This is a genomic window from Ruegeria sp. SAZA006 (genome assembly GCF_059613465.1).
The window spans coordinates 185,532-204,337 of sequence record NZ_JBXWSO010000004.1 but is presented as its reverse complement, the minus strand read 5'-3'; the positions used below and the strand labels follow the sequence as shown (position 1 = coordinate 204,337).

22 protein-coding genes and 1 tRNA gene are annotated in these 18,806 nt (G+C 58.1%); 11 read left to right on the top strand and 12 right to left on the bottom strand.

The window, feature by feature from the left end:
- Positions 1-3 precede the first annotated feature (3 nt).
- From AC2FNZ_RS03685 to AC2FNZ_RS03670, 4 genes are all read left to right on the top strand, one after another.
- Positions 4-1,656 carry an amidohydrolase gene (locus tag AC2FNZ_RS03685; RefSeq protein ID WP_496674195.1) on the top strand — a complete coding sequence of 551 codons (1,653 nt, stop codon included), beginning with the start codon at positions 4-6 and terminating at the stop codon, positions 1,654-1,656.
- Positions 1,657-1,718: 62 nt separating this feature from the next.
- Entirely contained in the window at positions 1,719-2,483 is a 765-nt protein-coding gene (locus AC2FNZ_RS03680; protein ID WP_496674192.1) for a DUF3299 domain-containing protein, read from the top strand.
- Between the two features lie 61 nt (positions 2,484-2,544).
- Complete coding sequence (locus tag AC2FNZ_RS03675; RefSeq protein WP_496674189.1) at positions 2,545-2,946, top strand: hypothetical protein; 402 nt, start codon at positions 2,545-2,547, stop codon at positions 2,944-2,946.
- Entirely contained in the window at positions 2,943-4,232 is a 1,290-nt protein-coding gene (locus tag AC2FNZ_RS03670) for a carbohydrate porin (protein ID WP_496839567.1), read from the top strand. The genes AC2FNZ_RS03675 and AC2FNZ_RS03670 overlap by 4 nt, the downstream gene beginning before the upstream one ends.
- Positions 4,233-4,768: 536 nt before the next feature.
- On the opposite strand, the gene AC2FNZ_RS03665 is transcribed toward AC2FNZ_RS03670, so the two are convergent.
- A tRNA-Thr gene (locus AC2FNZ_RS03665) sits at positions 4,769-4,844 on the bottom strand.
- A gap of 445 nt (positions 4,845-5,289) precedes the next feature.
- Here AC2FNZ_RS03665 and AC2FNZ_RS03660 point away from each other — a divergent pair.
- On the top strand, positions 5,290-6,165 hold the full coding sequence (locus tag AC2FNZ_RS03660; protein WP_496839565.1) for a hypothetical protein: 876 nt from the start codon (positions 5,290-5,292) through the stop codon (positions 6,163-6,165).
- A gap of 24 nt (positions 6,166-6,189) precedes the next feature.
- Here AC2FNZ_RS03660 and AC2FNZ_RS03655 read toward each other — a convergent pair whose 3' ends face one another.
- On the bottom strand, positions 6,190-6,456 hold the full coding sequence (locus tag AC2FNZ_RS03655; RefSeq protein ID WP_093962669.1) for a DUF2312 domain-containing protein: 267 nt from the start codon (positions 6,454-6,456) through the stop codon (positions 6,190-6,192).
- Positions 6,457-6,621: 165 nt separating this feature from the next.
- Here AC2FNZ_RS03655 and AC2FNZ_RS03650 point away from each other — a divergent pair, with 165 nt between their 5' ends.
- Positions 6,622-6,840, top strand: a complete 219-nt coding sequence (locus AC2FNZ_RS03650) for a hypothetical protein (protein ID WP_093962670.1) — start codon at positions 6,622-6,624, stop codon at positions 6,838-6,840.
- 9 nt (positions 6,841-6,849) lie between these two features.
- Here AC2FNZ_RS03650 and AC2FNZ_RS03645 read toward each other — a convergent pair whose 3' ends face one another.
- Entirely contained in the window at positions 6,850-7,065 is a 216-nt protein-coding gene (locus tag AC2FNZ_RS03645; protein ID WP_170337604.1) for a hypothetical protein, read from the bottom strand.
- Positions 7,066-7,334: 269 nt separating this feature from the next.
- On the opposite strand from AC2FNZ_RS03645, the gene AC2FNZ_RS03640 reads away from it, so the two are divergent.
- Entirely contained in the window at positions 7,335-7,766 is a 432-nt protein-coding gene (locus AC2FNZ_RS03640; RefSeq protein WP_170337602.1) for a protein tyrosine phosphatase family protein, read from the top strand.
- A 9-nt stretch (positions 7,767-7,775) separates the two neighbouring features.
- On the opposite strand, the gene AC2FNZ_RS03635 is transcribed toward AC2FNZ_RS03640, so the two are convergent.
- The 5 genes from AC2FNZ_RS03635 to AC2FNZ_RS03615 form a co-directional block, all read right to left on the bottom strand.
- Entirely contained in the window at positions 7,776-8,873 is a 1,098-nt protein-coding gene (locus AC2FNZ_RS03635) for a FliM/FliN family flagellar motor switch protein (protein ID WP_496839564.1), read from the bottom strand.
- Between the two features lie 77 nt (positions 8,874-8,950).
- Positions 8,951-11,629 (bottom strand): ATP-binding protein, encoded by a 2,679-nt coding sequence (locus AC2FNZ_RS03630; RefSeq protein ID WP_496839563.1) that lies wholly within the window; start codon positions 11,627-11,629, stop codon positions 8,951-8,953.
- On the bottom strand, positions 11,617-11,937 hold the full coding sequence (locus AC2FNZ_RS03625; protein ID WP_496832589.1) for a hypothetical protein: 321 nt from the start codon (positions 11,935-11,937) through the stop codon (positions 11,617-11,619). Before AC2FNZ_RS03625 ends, AC2FNZ_RS03630 begins: the two co-directional genes overlap by 13 nt.
- Complete coding sequence (locus AC2FNZ_RS03620) at positions 11,934-12,314, bottom strand: response regulator transcription factor (protein WP_093962675.1); 381 nt, start codon at positions 12,312-12,314, stop codon at positions 11,934-11,936. The genes AC2FNZ_RS03625 and AC2FNZ_RS03620 overlap by 4 nt, the downstream gene beginning before the upstream one ends.
- A 78-nt stretch (positions 12,315-12,392) precedes the next feature.
- The gene (locus tag AC2FNZ_RS03615; protein WP_496839562.1) at positions 12,393-13,688 is read right to left on the bottom strand and encodes a helix-turn-helix domain-containing protein; all 1,296 of its coding nucleotides are present in this window, start codon (positions 13,686-13,688) and stop codon (positions 12,393-12,395) included.
- A gap of 220 nt (positions 13,689-13,908) precedes the next feature.
- Here AC2FNZ_RS03615 and AC2FNZ_RS03610 point away from each other — a divergent pair, with 220 nt between their 5' ends.
- The 4 genes from AC2FNZ_RS03610 (at position 13,909) to aat (ending at position 17,136) form a co-directional block, all read left to right on the top strand.
- Entirely contained in the window at positions 13,909-14,445 is a 537-nt protein-coding gene (locus AC2FNZ_RS03610; protein ID WP_093962677.1) for a LuxR C-terminal-related transcriptional regulator, read from the top strand.
- 149 nt (positions 14,446-14,594) lie between these two features.
- A complete protein-coding gene (gene accB / locus AC2FNZ_RS03605; protein ID WP_170337596.1) occupies positions 14,595-15,092 on the top strand; it encodes an acetyl-CoA carboxylase biotin carboxyl carrier protein in 498 nt (165 codons plus the stop codon).
- 9 nt (positions 15,093-15,101) lie between these two features.
- Complete coding sequence (accC, locus tag AC2FNZ_RS03600) at positions 15,102-16,448, top strand: acetyl-CoA carboxylase biotin carboxylase subunit (protein WP_496839561.1); 1,347 nt, start codon at positions 15,102-15,104, stop codon at positions 16,446-16,448.
- A gap of 55 nt (positions 16,449-16,503) precedes the next feature.
- Entirely contained in the window at positions 16,504-17,136 is a 633-nt protein-coding gene (aat, locus tag AC2FNZ_RS03595; protein ID WP_093962680.1) for a leucyl/phenylalanyl-tRNA--protein transferase, read from the top strand.
- Here aat and AC2FNZ_RS03590 read toward each other — a convergent pair.
- From AC2FNZ_RS03590 to AC2FNZ_RS03575, 4 genes are all read right to left on the bottom strand, one after another.
- The gene (locus AC2FNZ_RS03590; RefSeq protein ID WP_170337593.1) at positions 17,100-17,459 is read right to left on the bottom strand and encodes a DUF2155 domain-containing protein; all 360 of its coding nucleotides are present in this window, start codon (positions 17,457-17,459) and stop codon (positions 17,100-17,102) included. The two genes, aat and AC2FNZ_RS03590, sit on opposite strands and share 37 nt — an antisense overlap.
- Positions 17,456-17,908 carry an outer membrane lipid asymmetry maintenance protein MlaD gene (gene mlaD / locus AC2FNZ_RS03585; protein ID WP_496839560.1) on the bottom strand — a complete coding sequence of 151 codons (453 nt, stop codon included), beginning with the start codon at positions 17,906-17,908 and terminating at the stop codon, positions 17,456-17,458. The genes AC2FNZ_RS03590 and mlaD overlap by 4 nt, the downstream gene beginning before the upstream one ends.
- Before the next feature lie 11 nt (positions 17,909-17,919).
- Positions 17,920-18,303 (bottom strand): NADH:ubiquinone oxidoreductase subunit NDUFA12, encoded by a 384-nt coding sequence (locus AC2FNZ_RS03580; RefSeq protein WP_093962683.1) that lies wholly within the window; start codon positions 18,301-18,303, stop codon positions 17,920-17,922.
- A 79-nt stretch (positions 18,304-18,382) separates the two neighbouring features.
- A complete protein-coding gene (locus AC2FNZ_RS03575) occupies positions 18,383-18,745 on the bottom strand; it encodes a RidA family protein (protein ID WP_170338037.1) in 363 nt (120 codons plus the stop codon).
- Between the last annotated feature and the right edge of the window lie 61 nt (positions 18,746-18,806).

The following is an 18,806-nucleotide window of genomic DNA, read 5'->3' as shown; positions in this document are numbered from 1 at the left end:
CCAATGCGTATATCTCCGATACTCGCCGCAGTTCTCAGCGTTTCCGCTGGATTTGGGCAAGCCCAAGACACAACAGTTTTCACCAATGCCAACGTCCTGACCATTGATGACGAATTCTCGGTGGCGGAGGCGATGGCGATCCGGGGCAGCCGTATTCTAGCGGTCGGGGCTGAAGCGGATGTGATGGCCGAAGCTGGGGAAGGTTCAACGGTTGTTGATATGGCAGGAAGCACAATTATGCCTGGCTTCATTGATGCGCATACTCATCCTGTCGGCGGCGGTGCCTCTTCTGTCTTTGACAATGTGGGAGTTGACCGTTTTTCCACAGTCGAAGAGGCACTTGAGTACATGAAAGAAGCCTCAGATGGCCAAGGACCTTCCGATTGGGCATTGTTCGTGAACCTCGATCTGGCAACGCAATCCTTTGCCGATGGCCTTGTTACCCGGGATCATTTGGATTCAATCGCGCCCGACACGCCGATGGTCATCTGGCAGGCGGGTGGTCACAAGATGACCGTAAATTCTGTTGTTTTGGACTTGATGGGGGTGACTGACGACGCGCCGGATCCCGAGGGTGCACAATTCGGGCGGTTCGACGACGGCCGTCCAGACGGAAACTTGTCCGGTGGGGCGCTTTTGTTCGGTGCGTTGTCCGTTATTGAGCCTTATCAAAATTACGACCGCGTCGAAGGCACAAAGGCAATCGCTCAGGATTGGGCGACAAAAGGGCTGACAGCCGTTGGCGTGGCCGGGGTTGCCAATCCCGGAGATTGGGAAGTCTTTGAAGCTCTCGGTGCTGACGCTGAGTTTCCAATTCGTACACGTAGCTATCTTCAATGGGCAGAACTCGACGCTTGGGACGAAGCGGGCGTTGAACCTGGGCAGGGTGATGCCATGGCGCGGGTCATCGGCTGGAAGATTTCGGCAGATGGATCAAATCAGGCATACACAGGGCTGCAGCGCGAACCCTATCTGAATTCGGATAACTACGGGCTCGCGTATATGCTCCAGAACGACATCAACTTCGCGGTATATGACGGGACAAGACGCGGCGGTCAGATGGCCATGCATGGAAATGGGAACGCGTCCATCGACAACATCATCGCTGCGGTCGAAAGAGCCCGTGCAGAAGGCGTTGACGTTGTTCGACCGCGTATTGAACATTGCTCGATCACCGAAGACGATCAGATCGCCAAGCTCAAAGAACTGGACATCTCGTGTTCTTTCTTGATTGCACACGTACTCTACTGGGGAGGAGCGTTCCGGGATACCGTGTTCGGCCCTGAAAAAGCGGTAAAATTGGATCGCACCGGCAGCTTTGAGAGAGCCGGTGTGCCCTATTCTTTGCACACGGATTATTCTGTCTCAGTTCTTTCTCCTCTGGAAATGGTAGAAGCTGCAGTCACAAGATCCCTTTTTACGGACCCGGAGACAGTATTGGGCGAACATGAAAGAGCCTCGGTCGATATGGCGCTGCGGGCGGTTACAAGCGTTCCGGCATTTCAACTCTTGTCAGAAGAAGAGATCGGCAGTCTTGAGGTCGGCAAACTGGCCGATTTCGTGATCCTTGCCCAAAACCCCCGCGAAGTAACCGCCGAACAAATCAGCGAAATCGAAGTGGAGCAAACCTGGATGGACGGGAAGAGAGTTCATTAAAATCTCCAGCCAGCTTTCCAAGTTGGCTGGAAGCCCCGGAAACCAGAAAGCGAGAACCTAACATGCGCCAATTCATTTCTGCCCTTGCTGTTATTATTGCAGGAAACCCGCTTTTTGCAGAGGTTGCGCAGATCAATTGGGCCGACCTAATCGACCAAGGCGTTCAATCCTACGAGGACCCTTTCCGTGATCTGAGTTACGAACAGATCGACGGCTTGCGGCAGGTGGTGAAATTGCAATCTGAATTGGAAGGAGAAAATCCGTCGGCAGATGCTGCGGAGACGCTGGCCGAGGTCAAGAAATCCCTTTCCAACGAAGGTGTAGATGCCGATTGGCTTATTTCCCAAAGGTGGGTTGTCGCCGACCGGAGAAAGCTGGCAGGAGAAGCCGGAAATCCGGCTAAGGACGGGGCAATCATTAAGCTGGCTGGATTTGTCATCCCCGCGCCCGCATCAGCGGACGGTACGCCAGTTGCCTATTTGGTTCCAGAGCGGGGAATGTGCAGCCACGTACCACCACCACCGCCAAACCAGATGGTTCGCTTGCGTCTGACCAATGGCTGGAAGCCGACCGAGATGTATGAACCAATTGTTGTGACGGGACAGTTGCAAATCCAGCCGTCGGATGAGCGGATTTTGGTAGTAGACGGTTCCGTTTCAATGCGTGCCACCTTCGAAATGGATGTTGCTGACGTTCAAACGTTCAGTAAAAATGACGTCCGCCAGTCAGTGGGCACTACCGATCCATCAGCCGCCACCAAGGCTTGGGCGGAAGGTCTCGCCGAAAAGCTCAAGCAAAGCCGTCAATCTCAAACAGAGAACCAATAACCTCATCCAACCTCCGGATTTGCCTCGTCTCGCTGCAGGTTCACCATCGAAAGGACGTACAATGAAACATCTTATCCTGGGGGCTCTTATGGCGGGATGCGCCACATTGGCCACTGCAGAAGACACCCTAAAAATGCGCACGTTTCTGTTCATCGGCGCGTCCAACAGTACCGCTTGGGGAATGCAGATTGCAAATCCGGGCGATCGTGCAGCCAGCGTCAAAGGTGGAATTGAGGCGCTTGGCGGAGAGCTTCTCAGTTACTATTGGGGGCTCGGAAACGGGAAGAACTACATCACGGTCTCACTTCCGGACGATTCCACGTTCATTCAGGCGTTTTACGTCAGCCGTCTTGGGGATGGACTGCTCGATGACTACCAGATGATCGAACTGATGAGCAGTGCGGACATGGCCGTGGCGCTGGAACGTGTTCCCGAAATCAAAGCTGTGGATGACGTAAAGTGATTGGAGGTTTGTCGCACCAGAGATCGTACCTTCCACCACGACCGACCCTTGCCACTGCATTATTGAGCGCCTTTTCACTATTTGGCGGTGCTGCTGATGCCCAGGAAAATTCTGCTCAGGCGAAACTGGAGGCCGCAGCCCAGGTATCGTTGGGTGGTCCGGGATCAGCCAGCGCGCAGCAGGAGCAAGACAGGTTGCGCCGGCTGGAAGATTCGCGTTGGCCCGGTTTGGACCGTGCCATTGATCCAGCCGAGACCGCTTTGGGTCGATTTCGGGAAAACACCGGATTGGCGCTCAGCTTTGATTACCAGGCTCTATACCAACGCAGTTCTCACAGCCTGACCGGGCAGGACGAATCTGCATCCGGTCAGCTCAGGATGATCGGGACGTGGGAATTGGCAAACCGGGGTGGTGAAAACCCAGGTAGCCTTGTCTTTATTCTGGAGAACCGACACCGGTTGGACCAGTCCATTGCACCTTCAGCGCTTCCTGCGCAAATTGGATATCAAGGGGCAACCGCGGTCACGTTTGGGGACACAAACACGACCTTGTCGGTAGCTTACTGGCAACAAGCCTTCGCAAACGGGCGCGGAGGAGTGGTGGCGGGTCGGATCGATCCGGGCGACTACTCTGACATTCTGGGTTACGTGAACCCACGAACGACCTTTTCGAACTTTTCAATCCTGTTTAGCCCGGTGTTGCCAATCCCCGATCCCGGTTTTGGTGTCACGGTCGGCGGCTATCTGACGGATCAGATTTACGCGTTAGGGGTGGTCAGTGATGCCAATGGGTCTCTCACAGACGTTGAGTGGTTTTCCGGGGGTAGCGAATTCTTCAAATACGCCGAGATCGGCTGGACGCCCGAAAAATCAAAACGATTTCTGACAAACGTTCATCTGGGGATGTTTCACACGGATGCGCGCCAACAAGTTGGCGTACCGGAAACATATGGAGCCACACTTTCTGCCAACCATACATTCGACAACCAACTGATGATCTTCGGACGGCTGGGATGGTCCAATGGCGGCGGTGCGTTGGCCAGGCATGCAGTCAACGCAGGCTTGATGTGGCGACCTGGCACCTATGATGATCTCTTTGGCATAGCGGCCACTGTTGCTGAGCTGACGACACCAGGATTGCCCAATCAAACGACACTTGAAGCTTTCTACCGTTTGGACCTGGCTGACAATCTGGCGCTGACGGCAGACGTGCAATACTTGAAAAATCCCGGATCAAATTCGAACGATCCGCTGGTCTTAGGATTGAGACTGAGGGTTAATCTTTGATGCATGCCGCGTAGCAGTTTCCGTTCTGGCTTCATTTTGGTCGGAATGGCGGGGGGCGGCACGTGAGTGGGTCGCCCCCAACTATTAGGGCAATTGTAGGCTCAGCCGTTGCAAACAGAACAGTACGAAATTTCCGCATCTCGAAAATTGCAAAGTCTAGTTTCGAATGTCCGGTTTGGGCTGAGACCAGTCATCAGAAAGCGATGAGCCTACGGCAACTTTGTCCGCAACTCGGTCAGTCGCCCAGTTTCGATAAACGTCCGTTGTTCATGAAAGCTGCCGTCGGAGCCTAGCATCGTTATTAGGTATTAAACCTAAGTCGGGTTGCCCGTTAAAGTTGGGACATTTTCACAGCCTAATTCCAACAAATACCAACATTTACTATCATCAATCTTATTAGAAGAATGCGTATCAACGGAAACGATGGCAAGAAATTTTGGGTTCACATCCATCAACAAATAAACAGGGGATAAATCAGGGGATACACAAGCTATCGCTCTGAAAAACGTTAAATTACAGAATTTTATCTTGTGTTATGGTGCCCCCACACGGACTCGAACCGCGGACCTACTGATTACAAATCAGTTGCTCTACCAGCTGAGCTATAGGGGCAAGCAATACGCTTTCAGATACCTTTGCAGGCAAAGGCAAGAACGGGCAACCACTCCTACCTTGTCAACCCACTGTGATTACATGGCTATCGAAAGACCTGTAATTCCATTGAGCCGATGGCGCTGTGATTAGGTGAAAGCCTCAATAAAGGCAAGCGGGTTTGCGACGGAATTTTGCAACAACATGCGGAAAATCTGCGCCACATCAAATCGCCTCGATCATCTGCAACACAGACGCCGCAGATGGGTATGCAGCAACGACGATTTCGAGGCATCTCGACCCAGTCGTTTCTGGCGCTGTTCTGTTCTTTGAGCTTGAACCACAATCAAGTTTGGACGTTCTCAGGCAATCTTTATCATTGCGAAAGAGTGGCAGGTTTGACTGTCGATCGTTCAACCTGTAACCCCGGAACGTACTCAATCGAAGGGCAAGGACAGCGGTCGACATGCATGTGGCCATTCACTCCGGTGTGGTTTTTTCAGACGGGGGGCTCCTGCTCAAATCGCTTCAGGCGAATGCCAAAGTATTGCAGGAAAACGGCATTGTGCTGTTTGGTCCGCGCCGGTTCCGGAAGGCATTCAAGACGCCGCTGAATGCACTGGACGAAGGCAAGCTGACACCAGATGCCTGCGAGCGCTTGAAAGCCCAAATTCCTGACGATCCGGAAACCGGCCGGGTGGTCATGAGCACTGCGGACTTCATCGGAGAACTGAACAGTGCCATAAAGGACGGCCAATTCTACCCCTATGCAGGTCGTCGGCTGGCTTTGCTTGATCAGGCTTTCGAAGGACACGAGGTCGAATTGTTTATCGGGCTGCAGAATCCGGGCAGCTTCATTCCCAAGGTATTGATGGCATTGCCGGACGAAACCCGCGAGAGCATTCTGGCGTCAACGGACCTGAGTTGCCTGAGTTGGCTGACCCTTATCGAGGATATTCACGATCTTGCCCCCGCCGTCTCCATTACGGTCTGGGCCAATGAGGAGTGCCCGCTGATCTGGGGAGACATTATCCGCAGCCTGTGCGGTCTGAGCGCGGACATACCGCTGACCGAGGAGTTTTCGCTGCTTTCTTCGCTGGTTGACGCAGACGGCAAACGGGAGATTGAAGAAATCCAACAGCAGGTCGGGCACGCGGACCCGACCCTCCTGCACGAGCGCCTCGCGGCCGTCTTTTCGCAGCACGCCTTGCCGGACAAAGTCGAGGAAGAACTGGACTTCCCCGGGTGGAGCGCCGAAATCCACGAGGCGTTTTCCGAGCTTTACACACAGGATCTGGAACGGCTCAAGAAACTGCCAGGCGTTCGGTTTTTGGGTCGCTGACCGAAGCCTCCGAAGGCCCGAGGCTTACATGCCGAGGGCTTCTTTGTACATTTCCAGCACCGCTTCTTCTTCGGCGATATCGTCTTTGTCACGCTTGCGCAGCGCGATAACCTTGCGCATCACCTTGGTGTCGTAGCCACGTGCCTTGGCCTCAGCCATCACTTCCTTCTGCTGGTCAGCGATGTCTTTCTTTTCGGCCTCCAGGCGTTCGAACCGTTCGATGAACTGGCGCAGCTCGCCTGCGGTCACGCGGTAGTTCGCAGCGGCCTGGTCTTCAGTCATGTCTTCCATATGCGTCTCTCCCAAGTGGAAATCTCTTTAGCCGGGGTCACGGGCAACATGTCGGATACCGTGCCGGCGGATCAGCCGCAAGCGAACAATAGGGTTGCTTGCCTTGTGCCGCCGGCAACGATCCGCTAAGCGCATCGGCAGCGAAACAGAACGATGCGGGGCGCAATGTTCGAGGTGTTCATCTGGGGAGGCGCCAGCCTGTCATTGGCCGGGCTGGCAGGATTGGTCTGGTGCATTCTGCGCGTGATGAAGGCTCGTCGGTCAGGCTTGACTGACGACGAATTGCGGGCTGCCGTTCAGCGGGTGCTACCTTGGAACATGGGCGCGCTGTTTCTGTCCGTCATAGGACTGATGCTGGTCATACTTGGCATATCGTTCGGCTGACCGCCGGTGTCAGATCGGCATATTGTCGAACTGAGCTTCAACCGCATCTTCGATCAAGGCAGCGTCCAGCCGTCTGAAGCGCGATGGTACGCTCATACCTTGAGCGCGCATGCGTTCAATCACCTTCGTGACGCTGGGCTGCAGTGCCAGCCGGGTTTCGAGATTTGCCCCGTGCAGTTTCCGCTCCAGCCGCTCGGCTTCGAAATATAGCTCGTTCGTGGTCATGGCCATCCTCCCAAATGCTGCCATCCTGCCTGATATAGGTAACAGGATTGAGACCAACACAGGACTCGCCCAATCCCAGCAAAAAAATGCCCGCTCGCTATCAGGCGACCGGCACTGGGCCGCGAGTCGATCGAATATTAACCTGATTTCCACCAAACTGCCTTGACAGACATCAATCCGCAAAAGCCGCAATGGAAGAAATCGCATTGCGCAAGTACCTTCACGCCGTGGAACTGGACAGGGCTGACTCTGCGACCTAAGAAATCGGAATGGAGATTCGACAGATCACGCCCCGCTATTTCGTCTCGCCGCAGATCACGGTCGAGGATGTGCCCGCCATCGTTGCCGCCGGCTTCGTCAAGGTCATCTGCAACCGGCCGAATGTCGAAGTGCCTGCCGCCATGCAATCCGAGGTAATCGGCCAGGCCGTGCGGGATGCGGGTCTCGAGTTTGAGGTGCTTGAACTGACGCACCAAACCATGACGCCCGAGAACGTGGCACGGCAGCGCGACCTTGCCGAGTCTTGCGAAGGCCCGGTTCTTGCCTACTGTGCCTCGGGCACACGCTGTTCTGTCGTTTGGGCTCTTGGGCAGTGTGACACAATGAGCCCCGATGAAATTCTCGAAGCCACGGCAAAGGCGGGCTACGCGCTGGACGGTTTGCGGCCGGCATTGGTGCAGATGCGGTCTGCGAACACCTGATTTCATACGTCAGTCGTTGGGTCGTTCCACAGAAGCAGGAAGACCCGCCAACTCGGATATATCGGACGCGAGGCGGTCGGTGCTTGCTTGCGCGAAGTCTTCATCCGCTGCGGATTGCGCATGCGATCGGTCTTCGGCAACGGCGTCCTGACGCGACAATTCAACATCTGCCATTTCAACCGGCGCGTCCCTTCGCTTGTGCTCGATAAAGCTCTGCGCTTCGGGTCGTGTTGGGGCGGGTGGCTGCAGAAATTCGTTGATCCGCACGGCCCGTTGACCGCCACATTGGCCCAGACGTCCTGTAGTGGCCTGGTTCCGATCAATCGCGGCAATGTCGATCCGATCAAGTCGCGCGCCCGCAAGTGGCAGCAGATCCCCGATGCCCAGATCCGACAGCGTTGTCAGCGGAAGATGCATCCGACAAATCACCGCGTTGAGTTCGGCCCGAACCACGCCTGCCGCTTGCGACAGTGTCTTGAGCGGTTCCAAATCTGCGTGTTTGGCCTGCCCCTCGGCCACCGAGATTTTCGGCAGCAGGATGAGGACCGTTCCCTGCCGCACACTGCCCTCGAGTTCAACCGTGAACTCGAACGCATCATACCTGTCCTCGACCAGTGCCAAAGAAAGCGTGCGCCGATCGACCGCCCTAGAGGCGAACTCATATCCATTCAGGCGGGCTGCATCGCTTTGATCATCGACCAGTTTCCGGGCCCGTTCCAGCATGTCCTCGACCAACGGGACCACCATTGCCGCATCGGTGTCGGTGAGGGCGCGAGGCTGGGGTGGGTCCGCGAGTACTTCGCCCATTGTCTGCTTCTGGATGACTGCCGAGACCAAACTGACGTCCAAGACAACACTGGCCACCCTGCCCTCTTTGGTCGCGAACAGCAGAAACATCTGACCGTCTTCCAGCCCGCTCGTGACGACTTCCTGGCATTTGCTGGCCTGTTTCGCGCCAATGACAGATGCTGATAGCTTGAACCGTTCGACCGCAGCACGGGCAATCGCAAGGCGCAATGCCCGCAGCAGCGCCCGGGATCTGCTGCCCGTCCCCTCTTGTCCTGCCGACAATTTGCGCGCCAAGGCCGCGCTGACAGTCTTTGACATCGCAACGGTCCGCCAGTTTCGATTCTGCTCGCTACTGGTCTAGCCCATTGTTCGTTACGAATACCTTTACTTGGCCGTTACTGAGCGGCCTGGCGGTGCGGCAATGGCAGGCTCACGCGGAAAGCTGCGCCGCCCTGCCCGGGCAGATAGGTGATTTCTCCTCCAAGCCGGTGCATGATCTCACGGCAAATTGCCAGTCCAAGACCTGCACCGCCCGCCTTGTCGAATCCGACCCGCGCGAATTTCTCAAAGATCATCGACTGGGCGTCCGGCGGGATGCCGCTGCCGTTGTCGACAAAGTCGATCACCGCCTGGCCGCCGACATCATGGGCTGAAATCGTCAGGACCGGCTCGGGCGCGTCACAGTATTTCTGTGCGTTCGAAATCAAATTGATGAAGACCTGCCCCAGGCGATCCAGATCGGAATGCAACGCGATGCGCTCGGCAGACAGATTGCGGCGAATGGTCAAAGGGCTGTCCGCCCCGGCCATAGTCGTTGAAACGGCCCGATCTAGAACCGTTCGCAAGCTGGCATCACCCATATTCAGGCTGACCTGACCGTTTTCCAGAACGCTCAGGTCCAGCAGGTCATCCAACAGCCGCGTCAGGCGCAGCGCTTCGTCATGGATGATCGTCGCATAACGCCGAGAATCCTCAGCGCTTAGCCCGTCAGTGTCCCGCATGATCTCCGAAAAGGCACGAATGGACGTCATCGGAGTGCGCAACTCGTGGCTGACCTGCCCCAGAAAGGCATCTTTCTGACGTGAGATCTGGGTCAGTTTTTCGTTGGCCTCGCGCAGTTTGCGGGCCGTACGGCTCAGTTCGGCCGACTTCGCCTCAAGCTGGCTGGAGTATTCCAGCAACTGCGCGGATTCATCGGCCACCGCCAACAGATCCTCGACCGAAACGGACGAACCTCCGACGATCTGCCCGATCATGGCATGAGCCGTGGCCGCACCGACCGAGCCGCTCAATTCGCGTTCCAGCCGTTCCAGAAAACCCGGCGTAGGCTCGGGCCAGCGCCCGCGCACACCCTGCTTTTCCGCCTCGGCCTGAAAGAAATCCTGAGCAGGACCGGCCCCGAGGATCCGCTGGGTCATGATCATCAGGTCTTCACTCTGGGCAACGGATCCCGTCCAACCGCCAGGCGCGACAGAATGATCAAAAACATTGACGAACTGCGCCCCCTGCAATCGTTCAAGCGGGCTGGGAAAGCTCAGAAGTGACGCGAGGCAAAAGGCCAATGTGTTCAGTGACAGCGACCACAGCACCGTGTGGGTCATCGGGTCCAAACCATCAAGGCCGAACAACGCTTGAGGACGCAGCCATCCAAGACCGAAAGGACCGTTTTCGATGACCGAGGCGGACATGACACTGCCGCCCATTCCCGGCAGCAGCAGCGTGTAGATCCAAAGGAAGAACCCCACGCTCAGCCCTACAAGGGCACCTGTACGTGTCGCTCCGCGCCAGAACAGGCCGCCAACCAGCGCCGGCAGGATCTGCGACACACCTGCAAATGCCACCAGGCCGATCGAGGCCAGTGCGGCGCCGCCACCGGACATACGATAGTAGAAGAACCCCAAGGCCATGATGGCGGCAATCGACACCCGGCGCGCCATCAGCACAACGTTTCGCACATCGCCCGACATGGAACTGGCGTTCTCGCGCGTATTCAGCCAGATCGGCATCACGACGTGGTTCGAGACCATGGTCGACAGGGCCATCGCCGTCACGATGACCATCGAAGTGGCCGACGAAAAACCGCCGATGAAAGACAGCATCGCCAGCCAGTCATTTCCCTGTGACAGAGGAACCGTCAGCACGAAAAGGTCCGGATTTGATCCGGCCGGCAGCAGATCCAGCCCGACGACCGCAATGGGAACCACGAAAAGGCTCATCAAAAGAAGGTAGAGCGGGAAAGCCCAGGCCGCCGTTCTCAGGTGGCTCTCGTCGTCATTCTCGACGACCATGACCTGAAACATTCGCGGCAAGCAGACAAAAGCAGCCGCCGACAGGAAGGAAATGGCCATCCAGCGTCCGGTATCGACGTTCCAACGCCCGATTTCCGACGCGTCGATCCGCTCCATCATAGGCGTGACGCCTCCGGCCACCCCCCAGACGACAAAGATGCCCACCGCCAACAAAGCGAACAGTTTAACGACGGATTCCAACGCGATGGCGGTCACCACGCCATGGTGCCGTTCATTTGCATCCAGGTTCCGGGTGCCGAACAGAATGGCGAACACGGCCAGACCCGCGGCCACCCAGAATACGCTGGCGCCCTCGCGATAAAGGCCCGAAGGATCGGCCTCGGCGAAAATCGAGAAAGACAGCGTTATCGACTGGAGTTGCAGCGCGATATAGGGTGTGCCCCCCAGCACAGCGAGGATGGTCACACAAATGGCCAAGGTGTTCGACTTGCCATAACGCGATGAGATCAAATCGGCGACCGACGTCACCCTCTGGCTACGGCCTACCCGCACCAGCTTGCGCAGCCCCCACCACCAGCTGATCATCACCAAGGTCGGCCCAAGGTAGATCGTCACGAATTCCAGACCGGACCTGGCCGCATTGCCAACCGCGCCATAGAAGGTCCAGGCGGTGCAGTAGATCGACAAAGACAGCGTGTAGATCAACGGTGACCGCAGCCATTTGCCTCGCCCCGCAGCGGCCATTCGATCGGCTGCAAACGCAACGCCGAACAAAAGCACGACGTAGCCCAGGCAAACAAGGATCAGGACGTTCAGCGTGGCCATTGCTCACTTTCTGCCGTGGACCCTTCCGAGGACGACATCCGCCGGGCGGCAAAGCCGAACAGAAGGCTAAACACGATCAGGGCGGCCCAGCATGTAAAGATATAAAGAATGGCCGACGACAACGGGACGCCAGAGTTTTCCGGCCCCGGATCCGGCCAAAGCAGCGGGATGCAGATCAGGCCCGCGCCAACAAAGGGCAGCATTCGGGCCGCATCGGCCAGCCTGCGGCGGCGGTAACTCTGCCGTTCCAAAAACACCGACGGACGCGGGCCTGTCGGGCGGGCTGGCTCGTTTTCCGGTGTGTTCATGACTGTGACGCCTGCGCGTGCAAATCACGCACAGCCGTCAGCACTTCGGTATTCGAGAACGGTTTCGTCATAAACCGGCTGACGCCTGCTTTTTCAGCCATCTCGCGGTCCCGCGACTGACCGCGAGCGGTCAGCATCAAAACAGGCAGGGCGCGCATCTCCTCGTGCTCGCGCAATTCGCGCAGAACATCCATACCGCTTTTGCCTGGCAGCATCACATCCAGAATGACCAGATCAGGCTGCGCAGACAGTATCGTTTGAACCGCGTTTTCACCTTCGGCATGGGTTTCGACCTGCCAACCTTCGCGGGTCAGCAGAAACCTGATTGCCTCCGTGATGTTCGGTTCATCCTCGATCAACAGAACCTTGCGGCTCATATGTTCACTTCCTCCCCAAGACCGGTCGCACCTCCAGCCACCTGCCAAGTGCAGATTAATCGCTGTGTCAGGAAACTGTCAAAAACCTTCACTCAAAATCGACGGCTCCCGCCGCGAGTCGCACGGCTTTCGGGGGCAGATCCTGCAGCTTGTGCCGACCTGTACCGGCAAGTCGGTGGCCACGCCTGGCTCTTCGACCGGCAGCACCAGCATCGCCGATCTGTAGACAGGCTCCTGACCGAAGGCGCAGACGGGCTGCGGCCAGGCGATTGCAAAGCAGTCGAAATCCGCCGGTGTTCGGCCCAGCAAAGTCACGCGTTTTCGGATCGGCACAAGGGGCCGGTTCAGCGCGCTGAAGACTGGCCACAAAGGACAGGCTTCACCGTGGCGCGGCATTGCGAAGCCGGGGACCGGCTTGAACAGCAATATGCTTCCTGATGAATCGCATATGACCAACCCGGCCGGACGCGGCATGACATCCTCGGGCAGAAACGCAAGCCGTCGCAGAACTGTCGGCACTTCGACCGAAAACCGCGCAGCAAGACGCAGAGGATCAACGCCTTCGACCTCCAGTGCCTGCGAAACCGCTTCCAGCGGCATGGCCCGAGCATCCGCCGCATAGGCGTCGAGCACCTGACGCGCGACAGATCTTGAGGCGGAAGAGGCCATCTCGGCCTGCGCGAGGGATACCGGGTCCTGTCCTGACTCAAGTTCCGGCAAATGAAACCCGCGCTTCTCCAGAAATGCCTCGACCTCCTCCATCGGCAACCCGCGCCGTTCGCCGGTGTCCTCGCTTTCGTCCAGAAAGGCGACCAAAGCTTTTGAGCTTTCGGCAAGACGTTCGGCATCCTGGTGCAAGTTGCGGTGGAATCTGTCGCGCCACTCGGCCTCGATCTCGCCCGGTTCGGCCAGGATGGCGGCTGTCGACCGAATCGCTGCCGCTGCGGACAGGACTTCGTGCATGGATGCCGCAAGGTGCGGGTCATGGGTCAGCCGGTCTGACAGGGTTTCCACGGTGCGCTCCAGCGAAACCACCCGACGATGCATCTGTGCCAGTACAGCGGCCCAGCCGGGAAACCGGCCAGCGAATTCATCTAGCGCCTCAACCTCGGCCTCTTGGCCGACCGCATCCGCCGCTGCCTCACGAAGGGCCGCGATCAGCGTCGCCTCGACCCCCTGCGTCAAAACCGAAGGCTCAACGGACAAAGCCGAAGCGATATCGACCAGCAGTTTGCCCCCGATACGCCGCCGATTGTGCTCGATCAAGTTCAGATAGGACGCCGAAATACCGACCTGACGCGCCAGCTGGGCCTGACGTAAGCCCGAGATTTGCCGCCTTTCGCGGATACGGCTGCCCGTCAATGAATCACGCATTATGCCCCCGCCGAAACGTGTTCGAGTTACTCTCGAAACGATCCCGTATTTTCTGAATACTTCATGTATTTATATGGTTTACGCTGCCCTTTTCAAAGCAGTTTTACAACCTTGACAATGTCGTGGCTTTCGCCGGGCCCTGATCGCTTTCGGACGCCAAATCAATCCTGCGCTGCAATGCCCTCTTCAATTCCGGCCGAATTGGCGGCACGATAGGCAAATGAGTGATCCGGCCTTCGAATACGCACCTATCGGGCTTGTCGAGCTTGAAAACCGCATCATCCGGCGGTGCAATTTGCAGTTTGCCCGGACATTCGGGGGCAACGAATCCGACTACCGCAACCTGCCTTTACTGCACCTGTACCCATCCGTTGCCGATTGGGAGAGAATTGGCGCGCGAAGTCTTCAGGTCATGCGGGACACCGGCTACTACACGGACGAGCGGGTCATGCGCCGCCGCAACGGCGACTTGTTCTGGTGTCGCGCGCGCGGCCGGTCGCTGACACCCGATGACCCATTCCGCCATGGAATCTGGAGCTTTTCCGACATTTCCGAGGAACGCCCACTGGTCGAATTGACCAAACGCGAACGTGAAGTCGCGATCCTGTCCTGTCGCGGCCTGTCGGCCAAGGAAATCGGCGTCGAACTGGGGCTCAGCTACCGGACCATCGAAGCCTACCGCGCCCGGCTGCTCGAGAAATTCGGCGCGCGCAAGCTGCCGGAACTGGTCGCCAAACTGTCCGGCACGCCGCTCTGACCGTCGTGGGCCCTGTCGATAACGCAGAAACCAGGGCAGAACGGCCCCAGTCGGCGCTTTTCATGGCCGCGCGGTTGCCTTATAACGCAGCGTAATTGACCAGAGCCCGCGCAGACAGACGGGCCAAAGGGGAACCTTCGAGGACACTCATGACAGACAACAGACACGAAGCGGATGTGACGTTCATCAAGGCACTGGCCGAACTCTTGCGCGAAAACGACCTGACTGAGTTGCAGGTGAAACGGGAATATGGCGAGGAAGACAGCCTGAACGTCCGGGTCAGCCGAGTGAGCCCGACCGCCGCGCCTGTGCAAGTTGCCGTTCCGGCACCCGCTGCCGCGCCGGCACCTGTCGCAGCCCCCGCTGCTGCCCCCGCCGAAGCACCCGCTGCCGTCGAGGACCCGGCGAGCCACCCCGGCGCGGTGACCTCGCCCATGGTTGGTACCGTCTATATGCAGCCGGAACCCGGCGCGTCCCCGTTCATTGCCGTCGGCGCATCTGTTTCCGAAGGCGACACGCTGCTGATCGTCGAAGCGATGAAGACCATGAACCACATCCACGCCCCCAAATCCGGGACAGTCAAGCGGATCCTGGTCGGGGATGGCGACGCTGTCGAATTCGGCACTCCTCTGGTCATCATCGAGTAAGGCGGGCCCATGTTCGACAAGATCCTGATTGCCAACCGAGGCGAGATCGCCCTGCGTGTGATCCGCGCCGCGCGCGAGATGGGGATTGCGACGGTTGCCGTGCACTCGACCGCCGACAGTGACGCCATGCACGTGCGCATGGCTGACGAGTCCGTATGTATCGGACCGGCACCCGGCCCCCAAAGCTATCTCTCGATGCCCGCGATCATCTCGGCCTGTGAAATCACCGGCGCCCAGGCGATCCACCCTGGCTATGGCTTTCTATCCGAAAATGCCGAGTTCGTTCAGATCGTCGAGGACCACGGCATCACGTTCATCGGCCCCACCGCCGAACACATCCGCATCATGGGCGACAAGATCACCGCCAAGGACACCATGAAAGATCTGGGCGTTCCCTGCGTACCGGGATCGGACGGTGGCGTTCCGGATCTTGAGGCCGCCAAGCGCATCGGTGAAGAGATCGGCTATCCGGTCATCATCAAGGCCACCGCCGGTGGCGGTGGACGCGGCATGAAAGTCGCGCAGACCGCGGCCGAAATGGAAAGCGCCTTCATGACCGCGCGGGCCGAGGGCAAGGCCGCGTTCGGCAATGACGAAGTCTATATCGAGAAATACCTGACCACGCCCCGCCATATCGAGATTCAGGTCTTCGGCGACGGCAAGGGCAATGCGGTCCACCTGGGTGAGCGCGACTGTTCGCTGCAGCGCCGTCACCAGAAAGTATTCGAAGAGGCTCCGGGCCCCTGCATCACTCCTGAGGAGCGCGCCCAAATCGGCAAGGTCTGCGCGGATGCGGTCGCCAAGATCAACTATATCGGCGCGGGTACGATCGAGTTCCTGTATGAAAATGGCGAGTTCTATTTCATTGAGATGAACACCCGCCTGCAGGTCGAACACCCTGTGACCGAAGGCATTTTCGGCGTCGACCTTGTTCGCGAGCAGATCCTTGTTGCGGCCGGAGAACCGATGTCGTTCGGCCAGGACGATCTGATGATCAATGGCCACGCGATCGAAGTGCGTATCAACGCCGAAAAGCTGCCGAACTTCGCGCCTTGCCCCGGCAAGATCACGGCGTATCACGCGCCGGGCGGCCTGGGTGTCCGGATGGATTCGGCGCTGTACAACGGGTATTCAATCCCACCCTACTACGACTCGTTGATCGGCAAACTGATCGTGCACGGGCGCGACCGCCCCGAAGCGCTGGCACGGTTGAACCGGGCCTTGGGTGAGTTGATCGTGGACGGTGTGGACACGACGGTTCCACTGTTTCACGCACTTCTGCAGGAACCCGACATCCACAGCGGCGATTACAACATCCACTGGCTGGAGCACTGGCTTGCGGAGAACATGGCCTAGTATCGACCAAGCCGCGAGAGCACGCGCTCTCGGGCTTGTCGCCGCGGTGTGAGCCATGGGCCTGACGCCTGACCTGCTGTTGCACGGCTATTCCATCGGCATCTTCCCGATGGCCGAACACAGGAACGACCCGGATCTTTTCTGGGTCGATCCAAAGCTGCGGGGTGTATTCCCGTTGGACGGGTTTCACATCTCCCGCAGCCTTGCGCGACGCATCCGGAACTGCGGATTCTCCGTGACCATAAACCGGGATTTTGCAGCCGTCGTAGACGGATGCGCGGACCGGGCGGACACCTGGATCAATGAAGAACTGCGCAGGCTCTATGCGCAACTGCACCACTCGGGCCGCGCCCATTCACTTGAGGTTTGGGAGGGCGAGCAGATTGTCGGCGGCGTTTATGGCGTTGCTTTGGGTGCGGCATTTTTCGGGGAAAGCATGTTTTCGCGCCGTACCGATGCGTCAAAAATTGCGCTCGCCTATCTGGTCGACCGATTACGCCAGACAGGTTTTCAACTGTTCGACACACAATTTCTGACGGCGCACCTGGCTTCGCTGGGAGCGATCGAAATCCCCAGACAGCAATACCGCCAACTTCTGGATCAGGCCACTGCTGCCAGCGCAGATTTCACCGCCGAGGTGTGTCAGACCCCTCAGGGGGTGATACAGCGGATCACCCAGACGTCGTAGCGCGAATGATCCAGGGCGTTGAGCGCCGGGGACGTGGCGATCATCCAGCCGTCGAACAGCTGGTCGGCCTTTCCCTTTTCCCAGATCGTAAGATAGGCAAACGCGTCACCGGTCGGGTTTTCAGACGGATACCGGCAATCACCCAAGGCGACATCCAAGCCGAAAATTTCGACCGTATCACCGGTCGGCACCTGCACGTCCACCGTCTGACCGCTGACCTTGTCCAGCCCGCGCAGCATGGCCCCCGGTCCCGAGGAAACCTTCTGCTGCGCGCCGGCCGTCGTCGCGGCCAACAGCAGCGCCATCAGGGCGGCACGCATCATTCGCTGCCATCCCCGGCCACGAACTTGACCAGCAATGAGATCAGGCTGACGGCTCCTTGCGTGTCTTCAATCTGATCGCCCGGCTCAAAATAGAACGGAGAGCCGCCGGGCATGACCTCGACGAAGTTGCCCCCCAGAAGGCCTTCGGACGAGATCACGATCGCGCTGTCATCCGGAATCTGGATGTTATCGGCAACCGAAATCGTCGTATCGGCCCGGAAGGTTTCAGGGTTTAACTCGACATCGGTCACGGTGCCGATCTTTACACCTGCGAGGCGCACATCCGTGCCCACCGCCACACCTTCAAGCGACCGAAAGGACGCCTCAAGGTGATAGCCGCCGTTTTCACGCGACCAACCCGTGGACTGGCTGGCATAGACACCAAAGGCCAATGCACTGGCCAGCACGACACCGCCGACAAGAACTTCGGTCATGTTGTGGGTCGACATGTGGATCTCGCTTATTCCGGGCTCCAGGCTTCGTAGTCCTTGCGCTCGATCGGATCGGGACGGCGCAGGGACCCCGCCGGCACATAGGCCATCGCGGTGCCCGTCAGATTTTCCTGATGCGGCTTTTCCCACGCCTTGTGTGGCAGTGGCTTGTCGGTCGGAGGCTCATCCCAAGTGCGGTGCAACCAGCCGTGCCATTCCGGGTCGATCCGGCTGGCCTCGGCCTCTCCATTGAAAATCACCCACCGTTTGCTGTCATCGGCGTTGCGATAAAACACGTTGCCCTGATCGTCCTCGCCCACCTTGATACCTTTGCGCGCAGTGTAGATCTGCGTGTTCAGAGTGGCCCCGTTCCACCAAGTCACGGCCCGCAAAAGAGTGTTCAGGATTCCCATCGGCTGCCTCCGGCATTTCTGTCCCTGCAGATATGGACCAAAGCCGAGCAGAGGTCCAGAGCCACAAAGAGCGCACCCATTACTTGGGCAAGAATGCGGTGACCTCGATTTCGATCCGGTATTTCGGATCAATCAACCCGCATTCGATCATCGTCGCGACAGGCGGGTTGGCACCGAACGTCTCAGCCAGGACCGGCCAGCACGCTTCAAATTCGCGGCGATCGGGCAGCATGTAAGTCACGCGCACCACGTCGGCAAAAGAGGCGCCCGCCTCTGCCAAGGCGTTGCCTATGATCGTCAGCGCCGAGCGGCATTGGTCGACGACGCCTTCGCCCTGCCCGACCGTTCCGGCAACATGGACCCAGCCACCCGCGACAACGGCCCGGCAGTAGCCGACCTTGGCTTCGAACTCACCCCCCGAAGAAATACGCTGGATCGTCATGACACCCTCATATGAAGACGGCGCGGACATTGCCGCGCCGTATCTGCATTAAATTTAAAAC

Excerpts from the sequence above, each read along its gene's own strand:
- AC2FNZ_RS03625 (WP_496832589.1), bottom strand. The coding sequence starts at position 11,937 with ATGAACACACCGGAAAACGAGCCAGCCCGCCCGACAGGCCCGCGTCCG.
- aat (WP_093962680.1), top strand. The coding sequence starts at position 16,504 with ATGGGCCTGACGCCTGACCTGCTGTTGCACGGCTATTCCATCGGCATC.
- AC2FNZ_RS03680 (WP_496674192.1), top strand. The coding sequence starts at position 1,719 with ATGCGCCAATTCATTTCTGCCCTTGCTGTTATTATTGCAGGAAACCCG.
- AC2FNZ_RS03590 (WP_170337593.1), bottom strand. The coding sequence starts at position 17,459 with ATGATGCGTGCCGCCCTGATGGCGCTGCTGTTGGCCGCGACGACGGCC.
- AC2FNZ_RS03575 (WP_170338037.1), bottom strand. The coding sequence starts at position 18,745 with ATGACGATCCAGCGTATTTCTTCGGGGGGTGAGTTCGAAGCCAAGGTC.
- accC (WP_496839561.1), top strand. The coding sequence starts at position 15,102 with ATGTTCGACAAGATCCTGATTGCCAACCGAGGCGAGATCGCCCTGCGT.
- AC2FNZ_RS03675 (WP_496674189.1), top strand. The coding sequence starts at position 2,545 with ATGAAACATCTTATCCTGGGGGCTCTTATGGCGGGATGCGCCACATTG.
- AC2FNZ_RS03620 (WP_093962675.1), bottom strand. The coding sequence starts at position 12,314 with ATGAGCCGCAAGGTTCTGTTGATCGAGGATGAACCGAACATCACGGAG.
- mlaD (WP_496839560.1), bottom strand. The coding sequence starts at position 17,908 with ATGTCGACCCACAACATGACCGAAGTTCTTGTCGGCGGTGTCGTGCTG.
- AC2FNZ_RS03650 (WP_093962670.1), top strand. The coding sequence starts at position 6,622 with ATGTTCGAGGTGTTCATCTGGGGAGGCGCCAGCCTGTCATTGGCCGGG.
- AC2FNZ_RS03640 (WP_170337602.1), top strand. The coding sequence starts at position 7,335 with ATGGAGATTCGACAGATCACGCCCCGCTATTTCGTCTCGCCGCAGATC.
- AC2FNZ_RS03635 (WP_496839564.1), bottom strand. The coding sequence starts at position 8,873 with ATGTCAAAGACTGTCAGCGCGGCCTTGGCGCGCAAATTGTCGGCAGGA.
- AC2FNZ_RS03610 (WP_093962677.1), top strand. The coding sequence starts at position 13,909 with ATGAGTGATCCGGCCTTCGAATACGCACCTATCGGGCTTGTCGAGCTT.
- AC2FNZ_RS03660 (WP_496839565.1), top strand. The coding sequence starts at position 5,290 with ATGCATGTGGCCATTCACTCCGGTGTGGTTTTTTCAGACGGGGGGCTC.
- AC2FNZ_RS03685 (WP_496674195.1), top strand. The coding sequence starts at position 4 with ATGCGTATATCTCCGATACTCGCCGCAGTTCTCAGCGTTTCCGCTGGA.
- AC2FNZ_RS03615 (WP_496839562.1), bottom strand. The coding sequence starts at position 13,688 with ATGCGTGATTCATTGACGGGCAGCCGTATCCGCGAAAGGCGGCAAATC.
- AC2FNZ_RS03630 (WP_496839563.1), bottom strand. The coding sequence starts at position 11,629 with ATGGCCACGCTGAACGTCCTGATCCTTGTTTGCCTGGGCTACGTCGTG.
- AC2FNZ_RS03580 (WP_093962683.1), bottom strand. The coding sequence starts at position 18,303 with ATGGGAATCCTGAACACTCTTTTGCGGGCCGTGACTTGGTGGAACGGG.
- AC2FNZ_RS03645 (WP_170337604.1), bottom strand. The coding sequence starts at position 7,065 with ATGACCACGAACGAGCTATATTTCGAAGCCGAGCGGCTGGAGCGGAAA.
- accB (WP_170337596.1), top strand. The coding sequence starts at position 14,595 with ATGACAGACAACAGACACGAAGCGGATGTGACGTTCATCAAGGCACTG.
- AC2FNZ_RS03655 (WP_093962669.1), bottom strand. The coding sequence starts at position 6,456 with ATGGAAGACATGACTGAAGACCAGGCCGCTGCGAACTACCGCGTGACC.